Annotated in this window: 19 protein-coding genes and 1 tRNA gene; 12 read left to right on the top strand and 8 right to left on the bottom strand. The window is 71.9% G+C overall.

All coding sequences use genetic code 11. From position 1 onward, the window contains the following. Positions 1-8: 8 nt before the first annotated feature. A complete protein-coding gene (locus tag ACFZBP_RS00420; RefSeq protein ID WP_391409111.1) occupies positions 9-530 on the bottom strand; it encodes a DUF309 domain-containing protein in 522 nt (173 codons plus the stop codon). Positions 531-641: 111 nt separating this feature from the next. Between ACFZBP_RS00420 and ACFZBP_RS00415 the strand changes: the two genes are divergently transcribed. From ACFZBP_RS00415 to ACFZBP_RS00400, 4 genes are all read left to right on the top strand, one after another. After that, positions 642-715 (top strand) — tRNA-Pro (locus ACFZBP_RS00415). A gap of 228 nt (positions 716-943) precedes the next feature. Then, entirely contained in the window at positions 944-4,192 is a 3,249-nt protein-coding gene (locus ACFZBP_RS00410) for an FtsX-like permease family protein (protein ID WP_391409110.1), read from the top strand. Then, positions 4,189-6,963 (top strand): ABC transporter permease, encoded by a 2,775-nt coding sequence (locus ACFZBP_RS00405; protein WP_391409109.1) that lies wholly within the window; start codon positions 4,189-4,191, stop codon positions 6,961-6,963. Before ACFZBP_RS00410 ends, ACFZBP_RS00405 begins: the two co-directional genes overlap by 4 nt. A 74-nt stretch (positions 6,964-7,037) precedes the next feature. Then, on the top strand, positions 7,038-8,033 hold the full coding sequence (locus ACFZBP_RS00400) for an ATP-binding cassette domain-containing protein (protein ID WP_391409108.1): 996 nt from the start codon (positions 7,038-7,040) through the stop codon (positions 8,031-8,033). Positions 8,034-8,045: 12 nt separating this feature from the next. Here ACFZBP_RS00400 and ACFZBP_RS00395 read toward each other — a convergent pair whose 3' ends face one another. Next, entirely contained in the window at positions 8,046-8,738 is a 693-nt protein-coding gene (locus ACFZBP_RS00395) for an ABC transporter ATP-binding protein (protein ID WP_383455235.1), read from the bottom strand. Between the two features lie 297 nt (positions 8,739-9,035). Between ACFZBP_RS00395 and ACFZBP_RS00390 the strand changes: the two genes are divergently transcribed. From ACFZBP_RS00390 to ACFZBP_RS00380, 3 genes are all read left to right on the top strand, one after another. Further along, complete coding sequence (locus tag ACFZBP_RS00390) at positions 9,036-9,704, top strand: NUDIX domain-containing protein (RefSeq protein ID WP_383455232.1); 669 nt, start codon at positions 9,036-9,038, stop codon at positions 9,702-9,704. A 95-nt stretch (positions 9,705-9,799) separates the two neighbouring features. Beyond that, complete coding sequence (locus tag ACFZBP_RS00385) at positions 9,800-10,783, top strand: aldo/keto reductase (RefSeq protein ID WP_391409106.1); 984 nt, start codon at positions 9,800-9,802, stop codon at positions 10,781-10,783. 45 nt (positions 10,784-10,828) lie between these two features. Then, entirely contained in the window at positions 10,829-11,632 is an 804-nt protein-coding gene (locus ACFZBP_RS00380; RefSeq protein WP_391409105.1) for a DUF427 domain-containing protein, read from the top strand. Here the strand turns inward: ACFZBP_RS00380 and ACFZBP_RS00375 are convergent. The 6 genes from ACFZBP_RS00375 to iolC are packed head-to-tail and all read right to left on the bottom strand — an operon-like array spanning position 11,622 to position 18,642. Continuing rightward, positions 11,622-12,407: a GntR family transcriptional regulator gene (locus ACFZBP_RS00375; protein ID WP_383455223.1), complete on the bottom strand. Its 786-nt coding sequence runs from the start codon at positions 12,405-12,407 to the stop codon at positions 11,622-11,624. The genes ACFZBP_RS00380 and ACFZBP_RS00375 overlap by 11 nt on opposite strands. A gap of 22 nt (positions 12,408-12,429) precedes the next feature. Next, entirely contained in the window at positions 12,430-13,923 is a 1,494-nt protein-coding gene (locus tag ACFZBP_RS00370; RefSeq protein WP_383455220.1) for a CoA-acylating methylmalonate-semialdehyde dehydrogenase, read from the bottom strand. 47 nt (positions 13,924-13,970) lie between these two features. Then, a complete protein-coding gene (gene iolD / locus ACFZBP_RS00365; RefSeq protein ID WP_391409104.1) occupies positions 13,971-15,848 on the bottom strand; it encodes a 3D-(3,5/4)-trihydroxycyclohexane-1,2-dione acylhydrolase (decyclizing) in 1,878 nt (625 codons plus the stop codon). Positions 15,849-15,856: 8 nt separating this feature from the next. Next, complete coding sequence (iolB, locus tag ACFZBP_RS00360; protein WP_383455214.1) at positions 15,857-16,744, bottom strand: 5-deoxy-glucuronate isomerase; 888 nt, start codon at positions 16,742-16,744, stop codon at positions 15,857-15,859. 25 nt (positions 16,745-16,769) lie between these two features. Beyond that, positions 16,770-17,648, bottom strand: a complete 879-nt coding sequence (locus ACFZBP_RS00355; RefSeq protein ID WP_391409103.1) for a deoxyribose-phosphate aldolase — start codon at positions 17,646-17,648, stop codon at positions 16,770-16,772. Positions 17,649-17,682: 34 nt separating this feature from the next. After that, a complete protein-coding gene (gene iolC / locus ACFZBP_RS00350; protein WP_383455208.1) occupies positions 17,683-18,642 on the bottom strand; it encodes a 5-dehydro-2-deoxygluconokinase in 960 nt (319 codons plus the stop codon). A 298-nt stretch (positions 18,643-18,940) separates the two neighbouring features. Between iolC and ACFZBP_RS00345 the strand changes: the two genes are divergently transcribed. Genes ACFZBP_RS00345 through ACFZBP_RS00325 form a run of 5 tightly spaced genes read left to right on the top strand, consistent with a single transcriptional unit; the run spans position 18,941 to position 23,902 of the window. Next, a complete protein-coding gene (locus ACFZBP_RS00345) occupies positions 18,941-19,957 on the top strand; it encodes a sugar ABC transporter substrate-binding protein (RefSeq protein WP_383455206.1) in 1,017 nt (338 codons plus the stop codon). Between the two features lie 5 nt (positions 19,958-19,962). Next, complete coding sequence (locus ACFZBP_RS00340; RefSeq protein ID WP_383455201.1) at positions 19,963-21,036, top strand: ABC transporter permease; 1,074 nt, start codon at positions 19,963-19,965, stop codon at positions 21,034-21,036. 5 nt (positions 21,037-21,041) lie between these two features. Beyond that, positions 21,042-21,950 carry an ATP-binding cassette domain-containing protein gene (locus ACFZBP_RS00335; protein ID WP_383455198.1) on the top strand — a complete coding sequence of 303 codons (909 nt, stop codon included), beginning with the start codon at positions 21,042-21,044 and terminating at the stop codon, positions 21,948-21,950. Between the two features lies 1 nt (position 21,951). Next, a complete protein-coding gene (locus tag ACFZBP_RS00330) occupies positions 21,952-22,854 on the top strand; it encodes a TIM barrel protein (RefSeq protein WP_391409102.1) in 903 nt (300 codons plus the stop codon). A gap of 25 nt (positions 22,855-22,879) precedes the next feature. Continuing rightward, positions 22,880-23,902 (top strand): Gfo/Idh/MocA family oxidoreductase, encoded by a 1,023-nt coding sequence (locus ACFZBP_RS00325; RefSeq protein WP_391409101.1) that lies wholly within the window; start codon positions 22,880-22,882, stop codon positions 23,900-23,902. Positions 23,903-23,939: the final 37 nt, after the last annotated feature.

Genomic DNA, 23,939 nt, shown 5'->3' with positions numbered 1-23,939 from the left:
ACGACGCTCTACGCCCGCCCGCGCAGCCTCGGCGCCCGCTCCCGCGCGTCCACGGGCTCGCCGCTCTCCTCGACGACCCCGGCCAGCTCCCGCGCCCACCCGACCAGCCCCGCGACATCCATGCCGTACGGCCGTGACCGTCCGGCGCCGGCCGCCCACTCCTCCACGGCCCCGGCACCCCGCCGCAGCAGCCTCGCCCCGCCCGTCACATTGCCCCGGGCCGAGTGCGTGAGCCCCACCGCGAGCTGGGCCAGCCCGCGCCACAGGGCCCGCTCCCGCTCCGGCCCCGACTTCCAGGCGTCCTCGAAGACCTCGTGCGCGTGGAACGGCTTGCCCGCGTCCAGCAGCTCCTGTGCCTCGGCGACGCTCTGCTCCGGGGTACGCAGGACACCCTCGGGCTGGCGGTCGACGCCGTCCGCGCCGTACGGCAGCGGGCGCCCGAGGCCGTCCCGGGGTCGCGCGTTGCGCGCCCGCCCCTCGCTGTCGCGGTCCCGTGCGTCGGTCTGTCGTCCTGACGATGCGTTGCCCATACACCGATTGTCCATCGCCCCGTCCCGCGCCGGACGCCCCCGTCGGAGTTGTCGCCCCCGTGAGGTAAAGTGCTCTTCGCGCGATCACGCGGTTCACCGCGCGAGTCGCATCGGGACGTGGCGCAGCTTGGTAGCGCACTTGACTGGGGGTCAAGGGGTCGCAGGTTCAAATCCTGTCGTCCCGACTGGAGACAGTCGCAGGTCAGGGCCGGTTTCGGGAACATCCGAGACCGGCCCTTGATCATTCTTGGTGGGAATCCGACGTCGGCCCGCACCCTCAAAAACCGCCGACATCCGATCACAATCGACCAAAGTCCGTCCTACAATCCCCTCTTGCACCCACACGACACCGACGTCGCATCGCGTTCCGGTCCGTGTGGTGGAAAACGGGGGGTCCGGTGAGGGAACGAGCGGTGCCTGCGGGCGTGTTGCGATTAGTCGTGGTGCGGGCGTGGGCGTATCGCGCGCTTCTCGGTGCCGTGCTGCTGACCGTGCTGCTGACCACCGTTGTGCTGGCCGCGCTCACCGCCTACTCGGGCGCGATAGGCGATGCGGCGCTGCGGCGGTCACTCGCGGAGCAGCGCACCGCCGCCCAGGCCGCTCTGGTGCTCAAGGCCGACGTGCCGGGCGACGATCGGCGGGCGGCCGACGACGCCGTGCGGGCGGGGGCCCGTACCGTCTTCGCCGGGCTGCCCGTGCGGGTACGCACCCTGCTGCGGTCGGGGCCTTACGCCCTGCCAGGGGCGCTGCGGCCGCCCTCCGAGCGGGACGGGAACCCGGACCTCACGTACTTCGCCGCCCTGGACCGCACCCAGGTGCGGACCGTCGCCGGGCGGCTCCCCCGTGAGGCGGTGACCGCCGGGCCCATCGAGGCCGCACTGCCGCAGAGCGCCGCCAAGCGGCTCGGTGTGGCGCCCGGCTCCCGGCTGACCGTCACCGACCGGCTGGACGGCCCGGCGGTGCGCGTGCTGATCACCGGCGTGTATCGGCCGGTGGACGTCCGGGCGCCCTACTGGCAGCTGGACGACCTGGGCGGCCGCGGCGAGCAGGCGTCGAACTTCACGACGTACGGCCCCCTGCTCACCGCCCCGGGCGTGCCGGCGTCGGGGCGGGTGAGTGTCGGCGCCTCGGGCTGGCTGGTCTCGGCCGACTACTCCTCGTTGACGACGGACCGGATCGGCCCGCTGCGCGACGCTGCCCGCTCGGGACTCGCGGAGCTGCGCGAGCAGCCGGCCCTCAGCAGCGCGACCACGGCGGACACCGCGCTGCCCGAGGTACTGGACCGCATCGAACGCTCCTTGCTCGTCACGCGTTCCAGCATGCTGATCGTCGCCGGTCAGCTCGGACTGCTCGCGGCCTGCGCCCTGTTGCTCGTCGCGCGGTTGCTCGACTCCGAGCGCATGGCCGAGACCGGGTTGCTGCGTGCGCGCGGCGCCACCCGGGCACGGCTGGCGGGCCTGGCCGCCCTGGAGGCCCTGCTGGTCTCCGCGCCGGCGGTGGTGGTGGCGCCGCTGGCGGCGGGGCCGTTGACGCGGCTGCTGGCCGGGCAGGGCGCCCTGGGCCGGACCGGGGTGCGTATCGACGTGCCGGCCGGGGGCCGACCCGAGGTGTGGGCGGTCGCCGCGGGCGTCGCCGCGCTGTGTGCGCTGACCGTCGCCGTCCCGGCGTGGCGGGCGACCTTCGCGGGCACGTTCGCGCTGCGCGCGGGAGCGCTGCCCGCCCCGCTGCGCGCCGGGGCGGACGTCGGGCTGCTCGCTGTGGCCGGTGTCGCCTTCTGGCTGCTAGGCAGCCAGCAGTCCGGTGCTGTCACCGCCGACCGCGAGGGGGTCCTCGGCGTCGACCCGCTGCTGGTGGTGGCGCCCGCTCTGGTGCTGCTCGCAGGAACGGTTCTGGTGCTGCGGCTGCTGCCCTTGCTCGCGCGTGTCGGCGAGCGTCTTCTGACCCGCGGGCCCGGCCTGACCGCGGCCATGGTCGGCCGCCAGTTCAGTCGCCGACCGATGCGGGGAGCGGGGCCGGTGCTGCTCCTGGTCATCTCCGTGGCGCTGGGTGTGGTGGCGATCGGGCAGGACGCGTCCTGGCACCGTTCCCAGGCCGACCAGGCCGACTTCCGCGCGGGTGCCGAGGTGCGCGTCCTGTCCTCCGGGGGCGGCGGTGTGGGCCGTACGGACGTCTACGCGGACCTCCCCCACGTGGACGCGATCGCCCCCGCCGTCCGTGGCACGGTGCCGCTCTCCGGGAGCCGCGAGGCGACCGTGCTGGCCCTGAACACGACGGAGGCCGCCGGGACGATGCTGGCGCGGCGCGATCTGACGGACGGTCCGCTACTCGCCGGGCTCGCGCCGCGCGGGGCGCCCGCTGGCATCGGGATACCGAAGGGCACCGCCCGGCTCACCCTGACCGCTGCCCTGCACAGCACCACGCCGGGGCCGGAGGCGGACGTCACGCTCACCGTGCGGGACCGTCACGGAACGACCTACGAGATACCGTCCGGCAGCCTCGCCGCCGACGGCCGCCCGCACCGGCTGGTCCCCGACCTGAACGGCGCCCGGGGCCCGCTGGAGTTGACCGGGCTCCTGCTGAGTGCGCCGCAGCCGACCGACCGCCCCCAGCGGCACCGCCTGGTCCTCGGCGCGCTCACGGCGACCGCCGGCGACGGTGCCGTACGGCAGCTGACCCTGCCGAGGAGGTGGACGACCGCGGTCGAGGCCGACGCGGCCGCCGCCCCACCCGACGACGACGCCCGGCCCACCCCTCCCCGGATCGCGTCGACGGCACCCGTCACCATGACCTACAGCACCGGGTACCAGATGCCTGATCTCTCGCCGCCCGCCCTGCCGCTGGAGGTCCGGCTGATGGTCGCCCAGCCCGCGCCGCCCGAGATCGTCGCGGTAGCCACCGACCGGTTCCTCGCCGCGTCCGGCGCGCGCCAAGGCCAGCGGGTGGAGGTGACGTTCGGCGGCCGTTCCCTGCCCGTACGCATCGTCCGCACCGCGAGCGCCCTGCCCACGACGGAAGCCACCACACAGGACGGCGGAGCCCTGCTCGTCGATCTCCGCGCCGTCAACCGGGTGCTGCAGGACCGCTACGGAACCGGCCTGCAGCCCACCGAGTGGTGGCTGGGCACGGCCGCGTCCGGCGCCACCGCAGCGGCCGTGCGCGCCCTGCCCGACGTCGATCCGGAGCAGGTGACGGTGCGCGACGAGATAGCGGCGGAACTGCGCGACGACCCGTTCGGGGCCGCCCCGGAGGCGGCGCTGATCGCGGCGGCGGCGGTGACGGTGCTCTTCGCCGCGCTCGGCTTCGCGGTGAGCGCGGCAGGGTCGATGCGCACCCGGGACGGTGAGTTCGCCGTGCTGCGTGCCCTCGGAACACCGCGCCGCGGGCTGGCCCGGCTGGTCGCCGTGGAGCACGGCGTACTCGTGGCCCTGGCGCTGCTGGTCGGCACGGCCCTCGGCATGGTGCTGACCCACGCGCTGGTTCCCCTCGTCGTCCTGACCGGGCAGGCCACCCGACCGCTCCCACCGGTCCTGGTCGAACTCCCGCCGCTGCGTCTGACCGCCCTGCTGGCGGCCCTCGCGGCGGGCCCCGCCCTCGTGACCGTGGCCCTCGCCCTCCGGCGGGCGAAGCCCGTGACGGCTCTCCGGGACGAGGTGACACAGTGACCGAACAGCCGGTGCCCCCTCGGGACGGGGGGACGAAGGCATTGCCACCGCACGCGCATGCCGGGTTGCGGACCCGGCTGAGGGCCTTCGCCGGTACGTCCGTGGCCCTCGCGCTCCTGGTGGCCGTGACCGCGGCGCTCGCCGCCGCCTACCCGCGGGCCGTCGACCGGTACGGGGACGCGGGGCTGCGCCGGGCGGTCGGGCAGGCCCAACCCGACCGGACGACCGTGCAGTTGCAGGTCCCGCTGCCGTGGATGGACACGGTCGAGGAGATGGAGGCCGCCCTGCGCGTCGGTCCGCTTGCCGCGGCGCGGGCCGACGTTCTCGCCACCGCCGAGGCCCCGCTGGTTCCCGACCCCGCGCAGTCGGCGTACGGCGTGCGCACGACCGTCGCCCTGGAGGCGTCCGACCCCTGGCTTCCCCGACCCGCCGGCCTGCCCGCCCAGATGCTGCTCGCCGCCCAGCAGGACCTGGCCTCCCACGCCCGGGTCAGCGCGGGCCGGCTGCCGCGCACCACGGGCGCACCGGTGACCGCGGCGACCGCGCAGGTCGAGGCCGCCGTCACCGCGGACACCGCCCGCACGCTCCACATCCGGGTGGGCTCGGTGATCCACGTACCGGGCTCGGAGCGCGGACCGCTCGCCGTCCGGGTCACCGCAATCGTCGTCCCGCGCGCCCCCGAGGGCGCCTACTGGTCGGCGCTGCCGGTGCTGCGCACCCCCTCGCTGAGCCGCCAGCCCGAGCTTCTGCCGACGGACGTCCACTGGCTCGGTGGCCTGCTGCTCGCCGCCGATGCCGGCCCGGCCCTCCTGGGCACCCCCGGCCGCCCGGAGCGGTACTGGAATGTGGCCCCCGACGTCGGCACCCTGCGCGGCCACGATGTCGACCGGCTGGCGTCCGCCGTGGCCTCCCTGGAATCGGGGCCCGGACTGCAGCGGCTGCGGGAGGTCGTCGACGGGAGCCTGGACGCCCGGACGAATCTCGACGAGGTCCTCGCGAACCATGCCCGACTACGGTCGGGGATCGACTCGTTGCTGCTCCTCGCCGCCGTGGGGACCGGCAGCCTCGCCCTGATCGTCCTGGCCATGGCCGGCGGCGTGGCAGCCGGTCGCCGACACGCGGAGCTGGCCCTGCTGCGGGCCCGCGGCGCCTCACTGCCCGGCCTGGCCGTGCGGCTGCTGGCGGAGACGGCGGTGGTGGCCGTGCCGGCCGGCGCCCTCGGACTGACCGCCGCACTGCTCGTCCTGCCCGACGCCCGCACCGCACCCGCGGTCGCGGCCGCCCTCGCCGTCACCCTGCTCGCCTGTGGCGCGCTCCCGCTGCGCGCCGTGGTGGCGCACCGCACGGTACGGCTGCACGACGGGCGGGAGGACCTCACCACCGCCCGGCCGTCGCGCCGCCGAACGGTGGCGGAACTGACCGTCCTGGTGATCGCCTCGGGAGCGGTCCTCGCACTGCGCCGGCAGGGATCCGGCAGCACCGGTCTGGTGGCCGCCGCCCCCTTGCTGACGGGCACGGTCGCGGCTCTGCTGCTGGCACGCCTGCACACCCTGCCGCTCCGCGCGCTGAGCAAGGTGACCGCTCGCCTGCGCGGCCTGGTGATCCCGTTGTCGCTGGCCCAGGTGGCCCGTGCCCCCGGCTTCGCCGTGCTGCCCCTGCTCGCCCTGCTCAGCGCCCTGACCACGGCCGCGTTCGGCGGCTCGGTCCTGGCCGGTGTCACGGCGGCGCGCGACCAGGCCGCGCTCCTCGACGTCGGCGCCGACGGCCGCATCGAGACCACCACCGGCGCACTCCCTCGTGACCTGCCCGACCGGGTGCGCCGACTGCCCGGCGTACAGGCCATGACGGAAGCAAGCGTCACCGACGAGGCGCAGCCCCCACTGGGCAGCCAGCCGGTAACGCTGGCCGGTGTGGACCCCGACGGCTATGCACACCTGTCGCACCGCACGGGGCTGGGGCCGTTCGACGCGGCGAGTCTCCGGCAGGCCGACGCCGGTACCACGGGCAGCGCCGACCGGCCCCTGCCCGCGCTGGCCTCGACCCGCGTGGCCGACGAGTACGGCACCGACCCCTACCCCGTCCTCCTCCCGGACGGCACCTCCGTCACCGTCCGGATCGTCCTGGTCCGGGACCGCACCCCGGCAGTGCCCGGCGACGACTTCCTGATCGTGGACCGCGCCGGCCTGCCCCGCGGCGCGGCGGGTACGACGACCCTGCTGCTGACCGGTGACGCCCTGAACGGCCGGGCGCTGCGCTCGGCGGCGAAGGGCACGGCGGCGGCCGTCCAGCTGCGGGCCGAGGAACGCGCGCGGCACGTCGAATCACCGCTGCAGTCCGGCGCGGAACGCCTCTACGGCGTCGCGGTCGCCGCGGGCGCCGGGTACGCGGTCCTCGCGCTCGTGCTGACCGTGCTGCGCACCGCGCCCGAACGCGGCGCCCTGCTCGCCCGGTTGCGCACAATGGGCATGACCCGGGCCCAGGGCCGCCGACTTCTGATCCTCACGTCCCTCCCACAGGCGTTCCTGGCCGCGGCCGGCGGCATGCTGACCGGCTGGGCCGGCATTCACCTGCTCGCGCCCGGCATCGACCTCACGACCATCGCCCTGGCCTCCCCGTCCGCTCTGGAGGGTGCCGTGCTGCGCACCGACCCGCTCTCGCTCGCCGTTCCGGCGCTCACCGTGCTGCTCCTGGCCGTCGCCGTGCCCGCCGGCCAGGCCTGGTGGACCAGCCGACGCGGTTCGGTGCGTGAACTGAGGCTGGGTGACAACTAGCCGATGAGCAGAGCCTCGAGATCCCGCGCCCTCCGGCACCGGCCCGTGCCCCTCCGACCGCCCAGGAGCAGCCGATGACCAGCAGCCCGACCTTCCACGAGCTCGCCGACCGTGCCCGCGCCGCGCGCGACGCCGCTGCCTACGGCCATGACGCCCTGATCACCTGCGACCGGCTGGTGCGGATCTTCTCCGCCGACGGCGTGGAGGTCCAGGCACTGCAAGGCCTCGATCTCCTCGTCCGCAAGGGTGAGCTCATGGCCCTGGTCGGCGCCTCCGGCAGCGGCAAGTCCACCCTCATGAACATCCTGGCCGGACTGGACAGACCGACCGCCGGCGCGACCCGTGTCGCCGACCACGACCTGGTCACGATGTCCGCCAAGGAACGACTCGCCTACCGTCGCGGGACCGTCGGCTTCGTCCGGCAGCAGACCTCCCACAATCTCCTGCCCTACCTCACCGCCGCACAGAACGTCGCCCTGCCCCTGCAACTGGCTCGCGCCCGAGGCCGGCGCCGAGCCTGGGCCGACCGCGCCATGGAACTCCTCGACCTGCTGGACGTCGCCGACTGCCGCGACCGCCGGCCGCACCAGATGTCCGGCGGCCAGCAGCAGCGCGTCGCCCTCGCCGTCGCCCTCGCCAACGATCCCGCGGTCCTGCTCGCCGACGAGCCCACCGGCGAACTCGACTCCCACACCGCCGAACAGGTCTTCGCCGCGTTCCGCACCGCCAACGAGGAGTTGGGGACCACCATCGTGATCGTCACGCACGATCAGTCCGTCGCCGGCGAGGTCCGCCGTACGGTCGCCATCCGGGACGGCCGCACGGCGACGGAAGTCCTGCGCCACAGTGAAGTCGACTCCGCCACCGGCCAGGAGAACCTGGTCGCCCGCGAATACGCCATGCTCGACCGGGCCGGCCGCCTCCAACTCCCCGCCGAGTACACCCGGGCCCTGGGGATGCGCGACCGCGTCGCCCTGGAACTGGAGCCCGACCACATCGCGGTCCGCCCGGACGACGCCCGCAACGGCCGTCACCGCCAGGCCCCGGCCGGGGAACAGCCGGGGCTCTGACACGAACCAGGGCTATGACTCGGCGACCTGGCCGTCCTTCAGCTCCAGCACACGGTCGGCGAGGTCGAGAAGTGTCGTGTCATGGGTGGCCACGAGAGCCGTGATCCGCTCGCTGCGGACGACCGCGCGCAGCAGCTCCATCACGGAGTGCCCGGTCTCCGCGTCCAACTGGCCGGTCGGCTCGTCGGCGATGAGAATCGAGGGACTGTTGGCCAAGGCACGGGCGATGGCGACCCGTTGGCGCTGCCCACCCGACAACTCGCCCGGGCGCTGCGCGGCATGCTCCGCGAGCCCCACGAGCGACAGCAGCAGTTCGACGCGCTCCCGCCGCTCGCGCGGCTCCGCCCTGCGCAACCGCAGGGGCACGCCCACGTTCTCGGCGGCCGTGAGGATCGGGATGAGCCCGAACGACTGGAAGACGAAGCCGATGCGCTCCCGGCGCAGCGCGAGAAGGGCGTCCTCGTCCTGGTCCCGAAGGTGCAGCCCGTCGACGGTGACGCTTCCGCTGTCCGGCTCGTCCAGACCACCCACGATGTTGAGCAGAGTGGTCTTGCCCGAGCCCGAGCGTCCCTTGAGAGCGACGAGTTCCCCCCGAGGGACCTCGAAGGAAACGCCCCGCAGGGCATGAACCGCGTTGGCGCCTCGACCGTACGACTTGTGCACATCCGCCACCCGCAGCATGGCCGCGGTCACCGCCTGGCCCATCACGCCCCCGTATGCTCCACTGTTTCCGCAGCGCGTCAGTATCTCACCCGGCAGAACAACCGGCCAGGGCGAGTAGAGCGGTCGCGATGGGGGCGGCTGCGTGCCTGGCAGGCTCCCGCTGCCGATCATGGACATGGCCGGTCGGTGGACGGGACGGCCCGGGGGCTCGATGCGGACGAGCCATCTGACGTCCGGCCGTCCGCGGCGTAGCAGGTGGTGGACGAGGCCGACCTCGGGGACCGTGGGATGGTAGAAGCGGGCCATGACCAACTCGCTCATCCCCCCGGCCGGTGCCCGATGACCGCCGGCATCGACACCCCCGACCGCCGCGGCCGCACCGGACTCGACCAGGCCGGACGGGACCTGACCGGCAACCCGCGCGTCAAGGTGCGGGACGTGGAACTCCTGTCCAGCCACTGGTACGTCGAACGCGCGACGACCTTCGACTTCCAGCACGCCGACGGCACCTGGCGCACCCAGCAGCGCGAGACGCACGACCGGGGCAACGGGGCCACCATGCTGCTGTACGACACCGAACGCGAAACCGTCCTGCTGACCAGGCAGTTCCGCTTCCCGGTGTATGTCAACGGCCACCCCGACGGCATGCTCGTCGAGACGCCGGGCGGACTCCTCGACGACGATGACGAGCACCCGGAGATCGCGGTGCGGCGCGAGGTGGTGGAGGAGACCGGGCACACCATCGGCGAGGTCCGGCACGTATTCGACGTCTATATGAGCCCGGGCTCGGTCACCGAACGCGTCAGTTTCTACGCCGCCGCGTACGGACCCTCGACCCGCACCCACGAGGGCGGCGGCCTCGACGAGGAGGGCGAGGACATCGAGATCGTCGAACTGCCCTTCCGCCGGGCCCTGGAGATGATCCGAACCGGGGAGATCGCCGACGCCAAGACGATCATGCTGCTGCAATGGGCGGCGCTGGAGGGCCCGTTCGCGCCACAGCCGTGATGGGGGCCGCGAACTCCCTTGACTTGAAGTGCGCTTGAAGATGAAGACTCCCGTTCGTGCCCCGAAGACGGGCGCACGAACGGGAGGCATTCACCATGAAGTACCGCACCATCGGCACCGCCCCGGACACCCGCCGCGAGGTCAGCGTCCTCGCCCTCGGCGCCATGCTGTTCGGCTCCCGGACCGACGAGGAGACCTCCTTCGCCGTGCTCGACCGCTATGTCGAGGCCGGCGGGACCTTCATCGACACGTCCGACAACTACGCCTTCTGGGAGGACGGCGGCCAGGGCGGACAGAGCGAGGAACTGCTCGGCCGCTGGCGCCGCAGCCGAGGCATCGGCGACGAGATCGTCATCGCCACCAAACTCGGCGCCCGCCCGCTCGCCCCCGGCACCAGTTACGTCGACAACGCGGAGGGCCTCTCGGCGAAGGTGATCCGCGAGTCCGCCGAACGCAGCCGCGAACGGCTCGGCGTGGCGAAGCTGGATCTGCTCTACGCCCACATCGAGGACCAGCGGGTACCCCTGAAGGAGACCGTCGAGGGGTTCGCCGAGCTGGTCGCCGAGGGCACGGTCGGGCTCCTCGGCGTCAGCAACCACGCGATGTGGCGGGTGGAGCGGGCCCGCGCCCTGGCCGCCGCGGCCGGACTGCCCGACTACGAGGTGCTCCAGTACGCCCACAGCCATCTGCGACCCCGCCTCGACGTCCCCGAGGGCCTGTTCCCCGACGGCAGCCTCGGCCACGCCGGCCCCGACCTGCTGAGCTATCTGCGCGCCGAACCCGGCCTTGCCCTGGTCGCCTACTCGCCGCTGCTGAAGGGCGCGTACACCCACCCGGACCGGCTGCCCGCGGACTTCGACCACCCGGGCACCCCGGCCCGCCTGAAGGTCCTGCACGAGGTCGCCCGGGAGACCGGCGCCACCGTCAACCAGGTCGTCCTGGCCTGGCAGATCGGCGCCGAGCCGCCGATCCTCCCGCTGGTCGGCGCCTCCTCCGTGGCCCAGCTGGAGGAGAGCCTGGCCGCCGTGGACCTGGAGTTCACCGCCGACCAGCGCGCCCGGCTCGACGCGGCCCACTGACCACGCCCGGAGTACGCTCCGAAGAGGAGCCGAAGGAGAGTGGCCATGCCTCTGTTCCCCAACGAGCGCGATGTCCGTACGACCCCCCAAGGCCTCCTGTGGGAGCCCAGCGAGCGCTGGGTGCGGGGCCGCAAGGGTGAGGTCACCGTCGTCGACAGTCGGCACCCCGTCCTGGTCTGGGAACCCGACCTGCCCGTGCCGTGCTACACGTTCCCGCGCGACGAGGTCCGCACCGACCTCCTGCGCCCGGCCAGGAACCCGACGCCGGGCAGGCACACGGGGTCGCAGGTCTTCTACGACCTGGACGTCGACGGAGAACTGGTGGAGAACGCTGCGTGGACCTTCCCCGTCGCCGACCTCGCCGAGCACGTCTCCTTCGAATGGTTCCGGCGCTGGGGGAGCGGCCTCGACCACTGGTTCGAGGAGGAGGAAGAGATCTTCGTCCACCCGCGCGACCCGCACAAACGGGTGGACGCCATGCCCAGCAGCCGTCATGTCCAGGTCGAGATCGAGGGCACCGTCGTCGCCGACACCCTCCGCCCGGTGCTGCTCTTCGAGACGGGGCTGCCGACGCGCTACTACATGCCCCGCGAGGACGTCCGCCTCGACCTGTTCGAGCCCACCGCCCACCACACCGGCTGCCCGTACAAGGGCACGGCCCAGTACTGGAACTGGCGCGGCGAGGGCGAGGTCCCGCGGAACATCCTCTGGAGCTACGCCGAGCCGCTGGCCGCGGTGGCCCCCGTGACGGGGCTCGTCGCCTTCTACAACGAGGCCGTGGACATCACCGTGGACGGCGAGCGCCTGGAGCGGCCGGTCACGCCGTTCACCGCGACCCTCAAGGCCTGACCAGCAGCTGGAAGTCGAACGCGTACCGGGACGCGCGGTAGATGTGCGTCCCGTACTCGACCGGCCGACCCGTGTCGTCGTACGCCGTGCGCTGCATGGTCAGCAGCGCCGCGCCCTCCTTCTCGTCGAGGCGCCCGGCCTCCTCGGCGGTGGCACAGCGGGCGCCGACGGTCTGGCGGGCGCTGTGCAGGGTGATGCCGGCCGCGCGCATCATCCGGTACAGGCCGGTCGACTCCAGCCGGGCCGTGTCCAGGTCCAGCAGGCTCGCGGGCAGGTAGTTGCACAGGATGGCGACGGGCTGGCCGTGGGTGCAGCGCAGCCGCTCCAGCAGGGTGACCTCGCTGCCCTCCGCGATGCCGAGCGCGGCGGCCACGTCGGCGGTCGCCGGGACCCGCTCGTTGCGGACGACCTCGGTGGTCGGGCCCTGTCCGGCCGCCTCCAGGTCGTCGTAGAGGCTGCTGAGCTCCAGCGGCCGCTTCACCTGGCTGTGCACCACCTGGGTGCCCACCCCGCGCCGCCGGACCAGCAGCCCCTTGTCCACCAGGGACTGGATGGCCTGCCGGACGGTGGGCCGGGACAGTCCCAGCCGCACCGACAGGTCGACCTCGTTGCCCAGGAGGTTGCCCGGGGCGAGGGCCCCGTGCTCGATCGCCGACTCCAGCTGCTGGGCGAGCTGGTAGTACAGCGGCACGGGACTGCCCCGGTCCAGGGCGAAGTCCAGCGAGTCCAGCGCGGAGCCGGATCCGGCACGGGTGGAGCCGCGGGTCTTCGCCATGGGACGAACCTCCCTGTCAGGGTCAGGAGTTGCTGGGGAAACCGAGGTTGATGCCACCGTCGGACGGGTCCGGCCAGCGGGTGGTGATCACCTTGCCCTGGGTGTAGAAGGCGATGCCGTCGTTGCCGTAGATGTGCAGGTCGCCGAAGAGCGAGTCCTTCCAGCCACCGAAGGAGTGGTAGCCGACCGGCACCGGGATCGGCACGTTCACGCCGACCATGCCCGCCTTGACCTCCAGCTGGAAGCGGCGCGCGGCGCCGCCGTCCCGGGTGAAGATCGCGGTGCCGTTGCCCCAGCGGGAGGCGTTGATCAGGTTGATGGCCTCCTCGTACGTCTCCGCACGCACCACCGCCAGCACCGGGCCGAAGATCTCGTCCCGGTAGGCGTCCGCCGTCAGCGGCACCCGGTCCAGCAGCGAGACCCCGAGGAAGAAGCCGTCCTCGTGGCCCTCCACCGAGTAGCCGGTGCCGTCCACGACGACCTCGGCGCCCTGCTCGGCGGCCGACGCCACGTAGGACGCCACCTTGTCGCGGTGCTCGCGCGTGATCAGCGGGCCCATCTCGGACGCCGGGTCGTTGCCGGGGCCGATGCGCAGGTTCTTCGCACGCTCGGCGATCTTGCCGACCAGCTCGTCGCCGGTGTCACCGACGGCGACGACGACCGACACGGCCATGCAGCGCTCTCCCGCCGAGCCGTAGGCGGCGTTGATCGCCTGGTCGGCGGCGAAGTCCAGGTCGGCGTCGGGCAGGACCAGCATGTGGTTCTTGGCGCCGCCGAGCGCCTGCACGCGCTTGCCGTGCTCGACGGCCTTGAGCTGGATGTACTTCGCGATCGGCGTGGAGCCGACGAAGGAGACCGCCTCGATGTCCGGGTGCTCCAGAAGCCGGTCCACGGCGACCTTGTCGCCCTGCACGACGTTCAACACACCCTCGGGCAGCCCCGCCTCGGTGGCCAGCTCGGCGAGCCGGTACGACGCCGACGGATCCTTCTCGGACGGCTTCAGCACGAAGGTGTTGCCGCACGCGATGGCCAGCGGGAACATCCACATCGGCACCATCGCCGGGAAGTTGAACGGCGTGATGCCGGCGACCACCCCGAGCGGCTGGCGGATCGAGGCCACGTCCACCCGGGTGGAGACCTGCGTCGACAGCTCGCCCTTCAGCTGCACCGAGATGCCGCAGGCCAGCTCCACGATCTCCAGTCCGCGCGCGACCTCGCCGAGCGCGTCCGAGTGCACCTTGCCGTGCTCGGCGGTGATCAGCTCGGCGATCTCGTCGCGGTGCGCGTCCAGCAGCTCGCGGTACTTGAACAGGATCGCGGTGCGCTTGGCCAGGGACGACTGGCCCCAGCTCTCGAACGCGGCCTTGGCGGAGGCGACGGCGGCGTCCACCTCGTCGACGGTCGCGAAGGCGACCTGCTTCTCCTGGGCGCCGGTGGCCGGGTTGTAGACGGGGGCGAAGCGGCCGGAGCCGCCCTCCACGGGCTTGCCGTCGATCCAGTGGGTGATGGTCTTCATGGTGCGCAGGGGCCTTTCAAGTCAAGTGCGGGTCGGGTGCGGGGAGTTCAGAGGTGGTGGCGACGGTCGGCGACGTTCCGGTCGTACCGCTCGCGAGCCTGGACGGCGGCCTCGCGGGAGGCGACCTCGGCCACGGGCACGTCCCACCAGGCCTCGGCACCGGGAGAGGTCGGGTTCTTGACGTCGGTCTCGACGTAGACGCAGGTCGGCCGGTCGGAGGCGCGGGCCGCGGCCAGCGCCTCGCGCAGCTCGCGGACCGTCTTGGCGCGCAGCACGTCCATGCCGAGGCTGGCCGCGTTCGCGGCGAGGTCGACGGGGAGCGGGGCGCCGGTGAAAGTGCCGTCGGCGGCGCGGTAGCGGTAGTCGGTGCCGAAGCGCTCGGCGCCCACCTCGTTCGACAGCCCGCCGATGGAGGCGTAGCCGTGGTTCTGGATCAGGACGATGTTGACCGGCAGGCCCTCCTGGACCGCGGTCACGATCTCCGTCGGCATCATCAGATAGGTGCCGTCGCCGACCAGCGACCACACGGCGACGTCCGGCGCGGCCTGCTGGATGCCGATCCCGGCCGGGATCTCGTAGCCCATGCAGGAGTAGCCGTACTCCAGGTGGTACTGGCGCGGCGAGCGCGACCGCCACAGCTTGTGCAGGTCGCCCGGGAGCGATCCGGCCGCGTTGATCACCACGTCGTCGTCGCCGACGACCGCGTCCAGCGCGCCGAGCACCTGGGTCTGCGTCGGTACGGCGCTCTCGTCGTCGGCGCGGTAGGCGGCCTCGACGACCGCGTCCCAACGCTCCTGGCCGCGGAGGTACTCGGCCTCGTACGCCGGCTCCACCCGATGGCCGGGAAGCGCCTCCGTCAGGGCGGTGAGCCCCGCCCGGGCGTCGCAGACCAGCGTCCGCGCGGCCAGCTTGTGCGCGTCGAAGCCGGTGATGTTGAGGTTCAGGAAGCGGACGTCCGGGTTCTGGAAGAGCGTTCCGGAGGCGGTGGTGAAGTCGGTGTACCTGGTGCCCACGCCGATCACCAGGTCGGCGGCGCGCGCGATGTCGTCGCTGACGGAGGTGCCGGTGTGCCCGATGCCGCCGAGGTCGCACGGGTGGTCGTACCGCAGCGAGCCCTTGCCGGCCTGGGTGGAGGAGACCGGGATGCCGGTGGCCTCGACGAACGCCCTGAGGGCGTTCTCGGCCTCGCTGTGGTGGACGCCGCCGCCCGCGACGATCAGCGGGCGCTCGGCGGCCCGGATCGCCGCCACGGCCGCCGCCAGCTCGACCGGGTCGGGCGCGGGCCGCCGTACGTACCAGACGCGCTCGGCGAAGAACTCCTCGGGCCAGTCGTACGCCTCCGCTTGGACGTCCTGGGGGAGGGCCAGCGTGACCGCGCCGGTCTCGGCCGGGTCGGCCAGCACGCGCATGGCGTTCAGCGCGGACGGGATCAGGGCCTCGGGGCGGGTGACGCGGTCGAAGTACCTCGACACCGGGCGCAGGGTGTCGTTGACCGACACGTCCGCCTCCGTCGGGTGCTCCAGCTGCTGGAGCAGGGGGTCCGGGGCGTGCGAGGCGAAGTAGTCGCCGGGCAGCAGCAGGACCGGCAGGCGGTTGATGGTGGCGAGCGCGGCACCGGTGACCAGGTTCGTCGCGCCCGGGCCGATCGACGTGGTGACGGCCTGCGCGGAGAGGCGGTTGAGCTGGCGGGCGTAGCCGACGGCCGCGTGCACCATGGACTGCTCGTTGCGGCCCTGGTGGTACGGCATGACGTCCTCGCCCGCCTGGAGGAGGGCCTGGCCGATGCCGGCCACGTTGCCGTGGCCGAAGATGCCCCAGGTGCCGGCGACCAGCCGGTGCCGTACGCCGTCGCGCTCGGTGTACTGCACGGACAGGAACCGCACCAGCGCCTGGGCGACGGTCAGGCGGACGGTGGATGGGCTCATCGGGGACCTCACTGGGACGGAGCGGTGTAGAGGGGCAGACGGGGGTCGACGGGCTGGTCCGGCCAGGTGCCGCGGATCCAGGCGTGGTCGGGGTGGTCGCAGATCAGCCAGGCCCGGTCGGCCTCGGGGCCCGCCATGACGTTGAGGTAGTACATGTGGTGGCCGGGCACCGCCATCGAGGGCCCGTGCCAGCCGTCCGGGATCAGTACGACGTCGCCGCCGCGCACCTCGGCCAGGACGTCGGTGCCGCGGCCCTGTCCGGACGGGGAGACGCGCTGGTAGCCGAGGCCGGGGATGCCCTCGTGGTCGGCGAACTCGAAGTAGTAGATCTCCTCCAGCACCGACTCCTCGCCGGGCCGGTGCTCGTCGTGCTTGTGCGGCGGGAACGACGACCAGTTTCCGCCCGGCGTGATGACCTCGACCGCGATGAGCTTGTCGCACTCGAAGACGCCGGCCGCGCCGAAGTTGTTCACCTGCCGGCTGCTGTTGCCGGTGCCGCGCAGCTCCACCGGCACCGAGGAGGCCGGGCCGTAGCGGGCGGGCAGGCGCCGGGTGCAGCGCGCGCCGGTCAGCGCGAACCGGCCGCCGCCGGTGGACGAGACGGTCGTACGGGCCTCGCGCGGTACGTATGCGAAGTCGGTGACGGAGCTGAACACGCCGTCACGGCCGGTCAGTTGGAAGGTGTCGTGGCCGAAATCGTCCGTGGCCTCGACCGTGCACCCGCCGTTCAGCGGCAGGACGATCCACTCGCTGTCACCGGTGTCGAAACTGTGCGCGCCGCCCGGCGGCAGCTCCAGGATCCGCAGGCTGGAGTAGCCCCAGCCGGCCTTCTCGGGCGTGACGTCCACGACGTAGGGGCCGCCGAGCGCCTTTCCCGCGGGAAGGTGATACGTCATCGTCTCTCTCCGCCTCGCAATCCGGTCACAACAGGCCGACGGCCGTGTCCACCGCCGTCTCCACGCTGCCCTCGGCCGGGTAGAGCAGCGAGCGGCCGACGACCATGCCCTGGACGGTGGGGAGCCTGAGCGCCTTGCGCCAGCGCTCGTACGCGCCCTCCTGGTCGCCGCCCACCTCGCCGCCCAGCAGGACGACGGGGAGCGTGGACGTCTCAAGAACTTCCGCCATGTCGTCGGGGTCATGGGTGACGGGCAGTTTCAGCCAGGTGTAGGCCGAGGTGCCGCCGAGGCCGGACGCGATGGCGATCGACTTGGTGACGGCCTCGGCGGACAGGTCGTTGCGCACCTGGCCGTCGATCCGCCGGGAGATGAACGGCTCGACGAAGAGCGGGAGTCGGAGCGCCGCCATGTCGTCGACGGCGCGGGCCGTGGTCTCCAGGGTGGTCAGCGAGCCCGGGTCGTCGTAGTCGACGCGCACCAGCAGTTTGCCCGCGTCGAAGCGGAGCCGGGCGATGTCCTCGGCGCGGTGGCCGGTGAAGCGGTCGTCCATCTCGAAGGCCGCCCCGGCCAGGCCGCCCCGGTTCATGGAGCCCATGACAACCTTGTCGTCGAGGACGCCGAGCAGCAGCAGATCCTCCAGGATGTCCGCGGTGGCCAGGACCCCGTCGACGCCGGGCCGGGACAGCGCGATGCAGAGACGTTCCAGCAGGTCGGCCCGGTTGGCCATGGCGAGCCGGTGGCCGCCGACGCCCAGGGCGCCGCGGGCCGGGTGGTCGGCGGCCACGATCATCAGGCGGCCGCTGTCGCCGATCAGCGGGCGGCGCACTCTGCGGGCGGCGGCCTCGGCGATCGCCTCGGGGTTCCGGGCTCTGACCGCGGTGAGGTCGGAAATGCTGATGCTCAAGGAAAGCTCCGTTCGGGGGTGGCTCGGTGGGCCGTCACGACGCCCGGGCGAGGAGGTCCTCGACCTCGGACTCGGTGGGCATCGCGGAGGAGCAGGCCAGACGGGAGGCGACGAGGGCGCCGGCGGCGTTGGCGTGCCGCATGACGCGGGCCAGGTCCCAGCCGGCCAGCAGCCCGTGGACCAGGGAGCCGCCGAAGGCGTCGCCCGCGCCGAGGCCGTTGGCCACCTCGACCGGCACCGGCGGCACCTCGGCCTCCGTGCCGTCGCGATGCACCGCCAGCACGCCCTTGGGGCCCTGCTTGACGACCGCGAGCTCCACGCCGGCCGCCAGCAATGCCTCGGCGCAGGCGCGGGGCTCCCGGACGCCGGTGGCGACCTCGCACTCGTCGAGGTTGCCGACCGCGACCGTGGCGTGCCGCAGCGCCTCGGCGTAGTACGGGCGGGCCTCCTCGGGGTCGCGCCAGAACATCGGGCGCCAGTCGAGGTCGAAGACCGTGGTGCCCGCCTTGTCGCGCGCCTTGAGGGCGGCGAGGGTGGCGGAGCGGCTCGGCTCCTCGCTCAGGCCGGTGCCGGTGATCCAGAAGACCCGGGCCGAGCGGATCGCCCAGTAGTCCAGTTCGTCGGAGTGTATCTCCAGGTCAGGGGCCTTAGGCTGCCGGTAGAAGTACAGCGGGAAGTCGTCCGGCGGGAAGATCTCGCAGAACGTCACCGGCGTCGGGTACGCCGCGACCGGTGTCACCCAGCGGTCGTCGACGCCGAAGTCCTTCAGGGCCTCGTGCAGGTACGCGCCGAACGGGTCGTCGCCGGTGCGCGTGATCACGGCGGTGTCGCGGCCGAGCCGGGCGGCGGCCACGGCGACGTTCGCGGCCGAGCCTCCGAGGAATTTGCCGAACGTCTCCACCTGCGTCAGAGGTAGGCCAGACTGCAGGGGGTAGAGATCGACTCCTATCCTTCCCATCGTGATCAAGTCGAAGGACTTGGCTGACTCGGCCATGCGCGACGCTCCTACAGCTGGACTGGGGGTGCGGGTCCCATCGGGCCTGCCGCCTCCAAGGTGTAGGTCGTGGAGGCCGACGCTGTCAATAGTTTGTACTTACATTCGGACCTGAGCGTGAAATGATGTCTTAACAAAGTATTGACAGCGGGCGCATCCAGGGATTGGATCCCGTCTCAGCGAACCCGCCGTGTCCCACGGCACCCGACCCGGACTTCCCACAGGCCCGGGCCACGGATCCAGTGATCATCCCTTTCCCCCCGTCGCACACCCCGTCGCACAGTGAGGTGCTGGAAAGATGGACCGCTACACCCCCCGCTCCCGCAAGCTGGCCCCTATGGTGGCCGTGGCTGCCGCGGCAGCGCTGACCCTCGCAGGCTGCTCAAGCAGCTCCGGCGGCAAGCAGTCCGAGGAGGGCGGGGAAAACGCTTCTGCGGGCAAGGCCAACACTCCCCGTATGACCGTCGCCCTGGTGACCCACCAGGCGCCCGGTGACACCTTCTGGGACATCGTCCGCAAGGGCGCCGAGGCGGCCGCCGCCAAGGACAACATCAAGCTGATCTACGCCGCCGACCCGAACGCGGGCAACCAGGCCAGCAAGGTGCAGAACGTGATCGACCAGAAGGTCGACGGCATCGCGGTCACCCTCGCCAAGCCGGACGCCCTGAAGGACGTCATCGGCAAGGCGAAGGCGGCCGGCATCCCGGTCGTCGGCCTCAACTCCGGTGTGAGCGACTGGCAGAAGCTCGGCCTGATGGAGTTCTTCGGCCAGGACGAGACGGTGGCCGGCGAGGCGCTCGGCAAGCGCCTGAACGAGGCCGGCGCCAAGAAGGCCGTCTGTGTCATCCAGGAACAGGGCAACATCGGCCTCACCCAGCGTTGTGACGGGGTCAAGAAGACGTTCGAGGGCACGACCGAGACCCTGAACGTCAACGGCACGGACATGCCGTCCGTGCAGGCCACGATCACCGCCAAGCTCAAGACGGAGAGCGACATCGACTACGTCGTCGCCCTCGGCGCCCCGTTCGCGCTGACGGCCGCGCAGTCCGTGGACGAGACGGGCAGCAAGGCGAAGGTCGCCACCTTCGACCTCAACAAGGAACTGACCGGAGCGATCAGCAAGGGCGACATCGAGTTCGCCGTCGACCAGCAGCCCTACCTCCAGGGCTACCTGGCGATCGACTCCCTGTGGCTCTACAAGAACAACGGCAACTACATGGGCGGCGGCGAGGCACCGGTGCTGACCGGACCTGCCTTCGTCGACAAGACGAATGTCGAGCAGATCGACAAGTTCGCCGCGAAGGGCACTCGGTGACGAACATGACGCAACAGGCTGAGCCGGCGGTGACCACACCGCCGGCCCCCGGCCCCGGCAAGGAATCCGACGGGCGGACCCGGCAGCGGCCCCTGGCGCTGCGCCTGCTCGCCCGCCCCGAGGTCGGCGTCTTCCTCGGCGCCGTCGCGGTGCTGATCTTCTTCCTCATCACGGCCCCGGCCGTGCGTGACGGCAGCTCGATGGCGAACATCCTGTACCAGTCGTCGACCATCGGGATCATGGCCCTGCCGGTCGCGCTGCTGATGATCGGCGGCGAGTTCGACCTGTCCGCGGGCGTCGCCGTCATCACCTCCGCGCTGACGGCCAGCATGACCGCCTACCAGCTCAGCATGAACGTCTGGGTCGGCGTGATCGTCGCCCTGATCGTGTCCCTCGCGATCGGTCTGTTCAACGGCTGGCTGCTGGTCAAGACCGGCCTGCCGAGCTTCCTGGTCACCCTCGGCACGTTCCTGATCCTCCAGGGCGTGAACCTCGCGGTCACCAAGGCGATCACCGGCAACGTCGCCACCGACGACATCAGCGACATGGACGGCTTCGACCAGGCGAAGGCCCTCTTCGCCTCGTCCTTCGAGGTCGGCGGCGTCAACGTGAAGATCACCGTGGTGTGGTGGCTGGCCTTCGCGGCCATCGCCACCTGGGTGCTGCTGCGCACGAAGTACGGCAACTGGATCTTCGCGGTCGGCGGCAACAAGGGCTCCTCCCGTGCCGTCGGTGTGCCCGTGACCTTCACCAAGATCTCGCTGTTCATGCTGGTCGGCTTCGGCGCCTGGTTCGTCGGCATGCACCAGCTGTTCTCGTTCAACACCGTGCAGTCCGGCGAGGGTGTCGGGCAGGAGCTGATCTACATCGCCGCGGCCGTGATCGGCGGCTGTCTGCTGACCGGTGGTGCCGGTTCGGCGATCGGCCCGGTCTTCGGCGCGTTCATGTTCGGCATGGTGCAGCAGGGCATCGTCTACGCCGGCTGGAACCCGGACTGGTTCAAGGCCTTCCTCGGCGTGATGCTCCTCGGCGCCGTCCTCATCAATCTGTGGGTCCAGCGCACAGCGACCAGGAGGTGACCCGAATGACCACCGAGAAGACCGGCACACACGGTGCCATCCTCCAGGACAAGGCCCCGGAGAAGGACGCCCCGATCGTCGAACTGCGCGGTGCGGGCAAGGCCTACGGCAACATCCGTGCCCTGCACGGTGTGGACCTGAAGGTGTTCCCCAGCCAGGTCACCTGTGTGCTCGGCGACAACGGCGCCGGCAAGTCCACCCTCATCAAGATCGTCTCCGGGCTGCACCAGCACACCGAGGGCGAGTTCCTCGTCGACGGCGAACCCGTGCGCTTCTCCACCCCGCGCGAGGCCCTCGACCGCGGTATCGCCACCGTCTACCAGGACCTCGCCGTCGTCCCCCTGATGCCGGTCTGGCGCAACTTCTTCCTCGGCTCCGAGATGACCAAGGGCACCTGGCCGCTGCGCCGTCTCGACATCGAGAAGATGAAGAAGACCGCCGACCACGAACTGCGCGAGATGGGCATCGTCCTCGACGACCTCGAACAGCCCATCGGCACCCTCTCCGGCGGCCAGCGCCAGTGCGTTGCCATCGCCCGCGCCGTCTACTTCGGCGCCCGCGTCCTCATCCTGGACGAGCCCACCGCCGCCCTCGGCGTCAAGCAGTCCGGCGTGGTCCTGAAGTACATCGCCGCCGCCCGCGAGAAGGGCCTCGGCGTCATCTTCATCACCCACAACCCCCACCACGCCTACATGGTCGGCGACCACTTCAGCGTCCTGCGCCTGGGCACGATGGAACTGAACGCCTCCCGCGCCGAGGTCAGCCTCGAAGAACTCACCAACCACATGGCCGGCGGCACCGAACTCGCCGCGCTCAAACACGAGCTGAGCCAGGTCCGCGGCGTCGACGTCGAGGAACTCCCCGAAGAGGAAGACCTCACCGCACCCGTGGCGTCCACCGAAGGGAAGTCCTGACATGCCCCCTGCGCTCGACCGGATCCGGGTCGGCTCCGCCCCCGACTCCTGGGGCGTCTGGTTCCCCGACGACCCCGTACAGGTGCCCTGGGAACGCTTCCTCGACGAGGTCTCCGAGGCCGGCTACGACTGGATAGAACTCGGCCCGTACGGCTACCTCCCCACCGACCCCGCCCGCCTCACCCACGAGATCGACAAGCGCAACCTCAAGGTGTCGGCCGGCACGATCTTCACCGGACTGCACCGCGGCCCCTCCGTCTGGGACTCCACCTGGGAGCACGTCAGCGAGGTCGCCTCCCTCACCCAGGCCATGGGTGCGAAGCATCTGGTCGTCATCCCGTCGTTCTGGCGGGACGACAAGACCGCCGAGATCCTGGAGCCGCCGGAGCTCACCGGCGAGCAGTGGGCCCACCTGACCAAGGGCATGGAGCGCCTCGGCCACGAGGTGAAGGAGCGGTTCGGCCTCGACATCGTCGTGCACCCGCACGCCGACACCCACATCGACACCGAGGACCACGTCGAGCGCTTCCTCGACTCGACCGACCCCGACCTGGTCAACCTCTGCCTCGACACCGGTCACTACGCCTACTGCGGCGGCGACAGCGTCAAGCTGATCGAGACCTACGGCGAGCGCATCGGCTATCTGCACCTCAAGCAGGTCGACCCGGAGATCCTCGCCGACGTGGTGAAGAACGAGATCCCGTTCGGCCCCGCCGTCCAGCGCGGAGTGATGTGCGAACCCCCGGCGGGCGTACCCGAGTTGGGACCGGTCCTGACGGCCGCGCAGAAGCTCGACGTGGACCTGTTCGCGATCGTCGAGCAGGACATGTACCCCTGCGAGCCGGACAAGCCGCTGCCCATCGCGGTGCGTACCCGTAAGTTCCTTCGGTCCTGCGGCGCCTGACGACCCGAAAGGACGGCCGATCACCATGACCCAGCGTCCGCACACGCTCGGAGTCGCAGTCATCGGTACCGGAAAGATGGGCGCCGACCATGTGCGCCGCATCCAGGAGGTCACCAGCGGGGCACGGGTGACCGCCGTCGTGGACGTCGACGCGGAACGCGCCAAATCGGTCGCGGCCCGCGTCGACGGCTGCACCGCCCACACCGACCCGGCCGCCGCGATGGCGGCGGCCGACGTCGACGCGGTGATCATCGCCTCGCCGGGCCCCGCCCACGAGGCGGCCCTGCTCACCGCCTTCGAGCACGACCTGCCGGTGCTGTGCGAGAAGCCGCTCACCCCGGACGCGGCCTCCGCGCTGCGGGTCCTGGAGGCCGAGCAGAAGCTCGGTCACCGCCGCGTCCAGGTGGGCTTCATGCGGCGCTACGACGCCGAGTACATGAAGCTCAAGTCCCTGCTGGAGACGGGCCAGTTGGGTCGACCTCTGATGCTGCACAACCGGCACCGCAACGTCGCCAGCCCGCCCGGCTGGACGTCCGAGATGCTCATCAACGACTCCGTCACGCACGAGATGGACGTGACCCGCTGGCTCCTCGGCCACGAGATCACGGCCGTCACCGTGCTCGCCCCGACCCCGTCCGGCAACGCGCCCGACGGCATCCGCGACCCGCAGTTCGTGGTCTTCGAGACCGACGGTGGCGCGATCGTCGACGTCGAGATCTTCGTCAACTGCGGCTTCGGCTACCAGGTCCAGGCCGAGGTCGTCTGCGAACGCGGCACCGCCCGCGTCGGCGACGGCCACGCCCTGGTCACCAACGCGGCCGGCCGCTGGGGCGGCATCATCGCCCAGGACTACATCGAGCGGTTCGCCGACGCCTACGACCGTGAGGCCCAGGCCTGGGTGGACGCCACCCGGCGCGGCGAGGTCACCGGGCCCAGCGCCTGGGACGGGTACGCCGTGGCCGCGGTGTGCGAGGCGGCCGTACGGGCGCTGGAGGAGGGCGGCCGGGTCCCGGTGGACCTGGTGGAGCGGCCCGCGCTGTACGTCTGACAGGCAACCGGAGAGGGGCCGGGGGAATCTCCCCCGG

The organism is Streptomyces sp. NPDC008086 (assembly GCF_042957325.1).
Lineage (GTDB): Bacteria > Actinomycetota > Actinomycetes > Streptomycetales > Streptomycetaceae > Streptomyces.
This window is presented reverse-complemented; position numbering and strand designations above follow the sequence as displayed.

What these genes read in the sequence shown, in the direction of transcription:
- ACFZBP_RS00335 (WP_383455198.1), top strand. Translation starts at nt 21,042, where the DNA reads ATGACCACCGAGAAGACCGGCACACACGGTGCCATCCTCCAGGACAAG.
- ACFZBP_RS00325 (WP_391409101.1), top strand. Translation starts at nt 22,880, where the DNA reads ATGACCCAGCGTCCGCACACGCTCGGAGTCGCAGTCATCGGTACCGGA.
- ACFZBP_RS00395 (WP_383455235.1), bottom strand. Translation starts at nt 8,738, where the DNA reads ATGGGCCAGGCGGTGACCGCGGCCATGCTGCGGGTGGCGGATGTGCAC.
- ACFZBP_RS00385 (WP_391409106.1), top strand. Translation starts at nt 9,800, where the DNA reads ATGAAGTACCGCACCATCGGCACCGCCCCGGACACCCGCCGCGAGGTC.
- ACFZBP_RS00370 (WP_383455220.1), bottom strand. Translation starts at nt 13,923, where the DNA reads ATGAAGACCATCACCCACTGGATCGACGGCAAGCCCGTGGAGGGCGGC.
- ACFZBP_RS00420 (WP_391409111.1), bottom strand. Translation starts at nt 530, where the DNA reads ATGGGCAACGCATCGTCAGGACGACAGACCGACGCACGGGACCGCGAC.
- ACFZBP_RS00345 (WP_383455206.1), top strand. Translation starts at nt 18,941, where the DNA reads ATGGACCGCTACACCCCCCGCTCCCGCAAGCTGGCCCCTATGGTGGCC.
- ACFZBP_RS00330 (WP_391409102.1), top strand. Translation starts at nt 21,952, where the DNA reads ATGCCCCCTGCGCTCGACCGGATCCGGGTCGGCTCCGCCCCCGACTCC.
- iolD (WP_391409104.1), bottom strand. Translation starts at nt 15,848, where the DNA reads ATGAGCCCATCCACCGTCCGCCTGACCGTCGCCCAGGCGCTGGTGCGG.
- ACFZBP_RS00400 (WP_391409108.1), top strand. Translation starts at nt 7,038, where the DNA reads ATGACCAGCAGCCCGACCTTCCACGAGCTCGCCGACCGTGCCCGCGCC.
- iolC (WP_383455208.1), bottom strand. Translation starts at nt 18,642, where the DNA reads ATGGCCGAGTCAGCCAAGTCCTTCGACTTGATCACGATGGGAAGGATA.
- ACFZBP_RS00340 (WP_383455201.1), top strand. Translation starts at nt 19,963, where the DNA reads ATGACGCAACAGGCTGAGCCGGCGGTGACCACACCGCCGGCCCCCGGC.
- ACFZBP_RS00375 (WP_383455223.1), bottom strand. Translation starts at nt 12,407, where the DNA reads ATGGCGAAGACCCGCGGCTCCACCCGTGCCGGATCCGGCTCCGCGCTG.
- ACFZBP_RS00390 (WP_383455232.1), top strand. Translation starts at nt 9,036, where the DNA reads ATGACCGCCGGCATCGACACCCCCGACCGCCGCGGCCGCACCGGACTC.
- iolB (WP_383455214.1), bottom strand. Translation starts at nt 16,744, where the DNA reads ATGACGTATCACCTTCCCGCGGGAAAGGCGCTCGGCGGCCCCTACGTC.
- ACFZBP_RS00380 (WP_391409105.1), top strand. Translation starts at nt 10,829, where the DNA reads ATGCCTCTGTTCCCCAACGAGCGCGATGTCCGTACGACCCCCCAAGGC.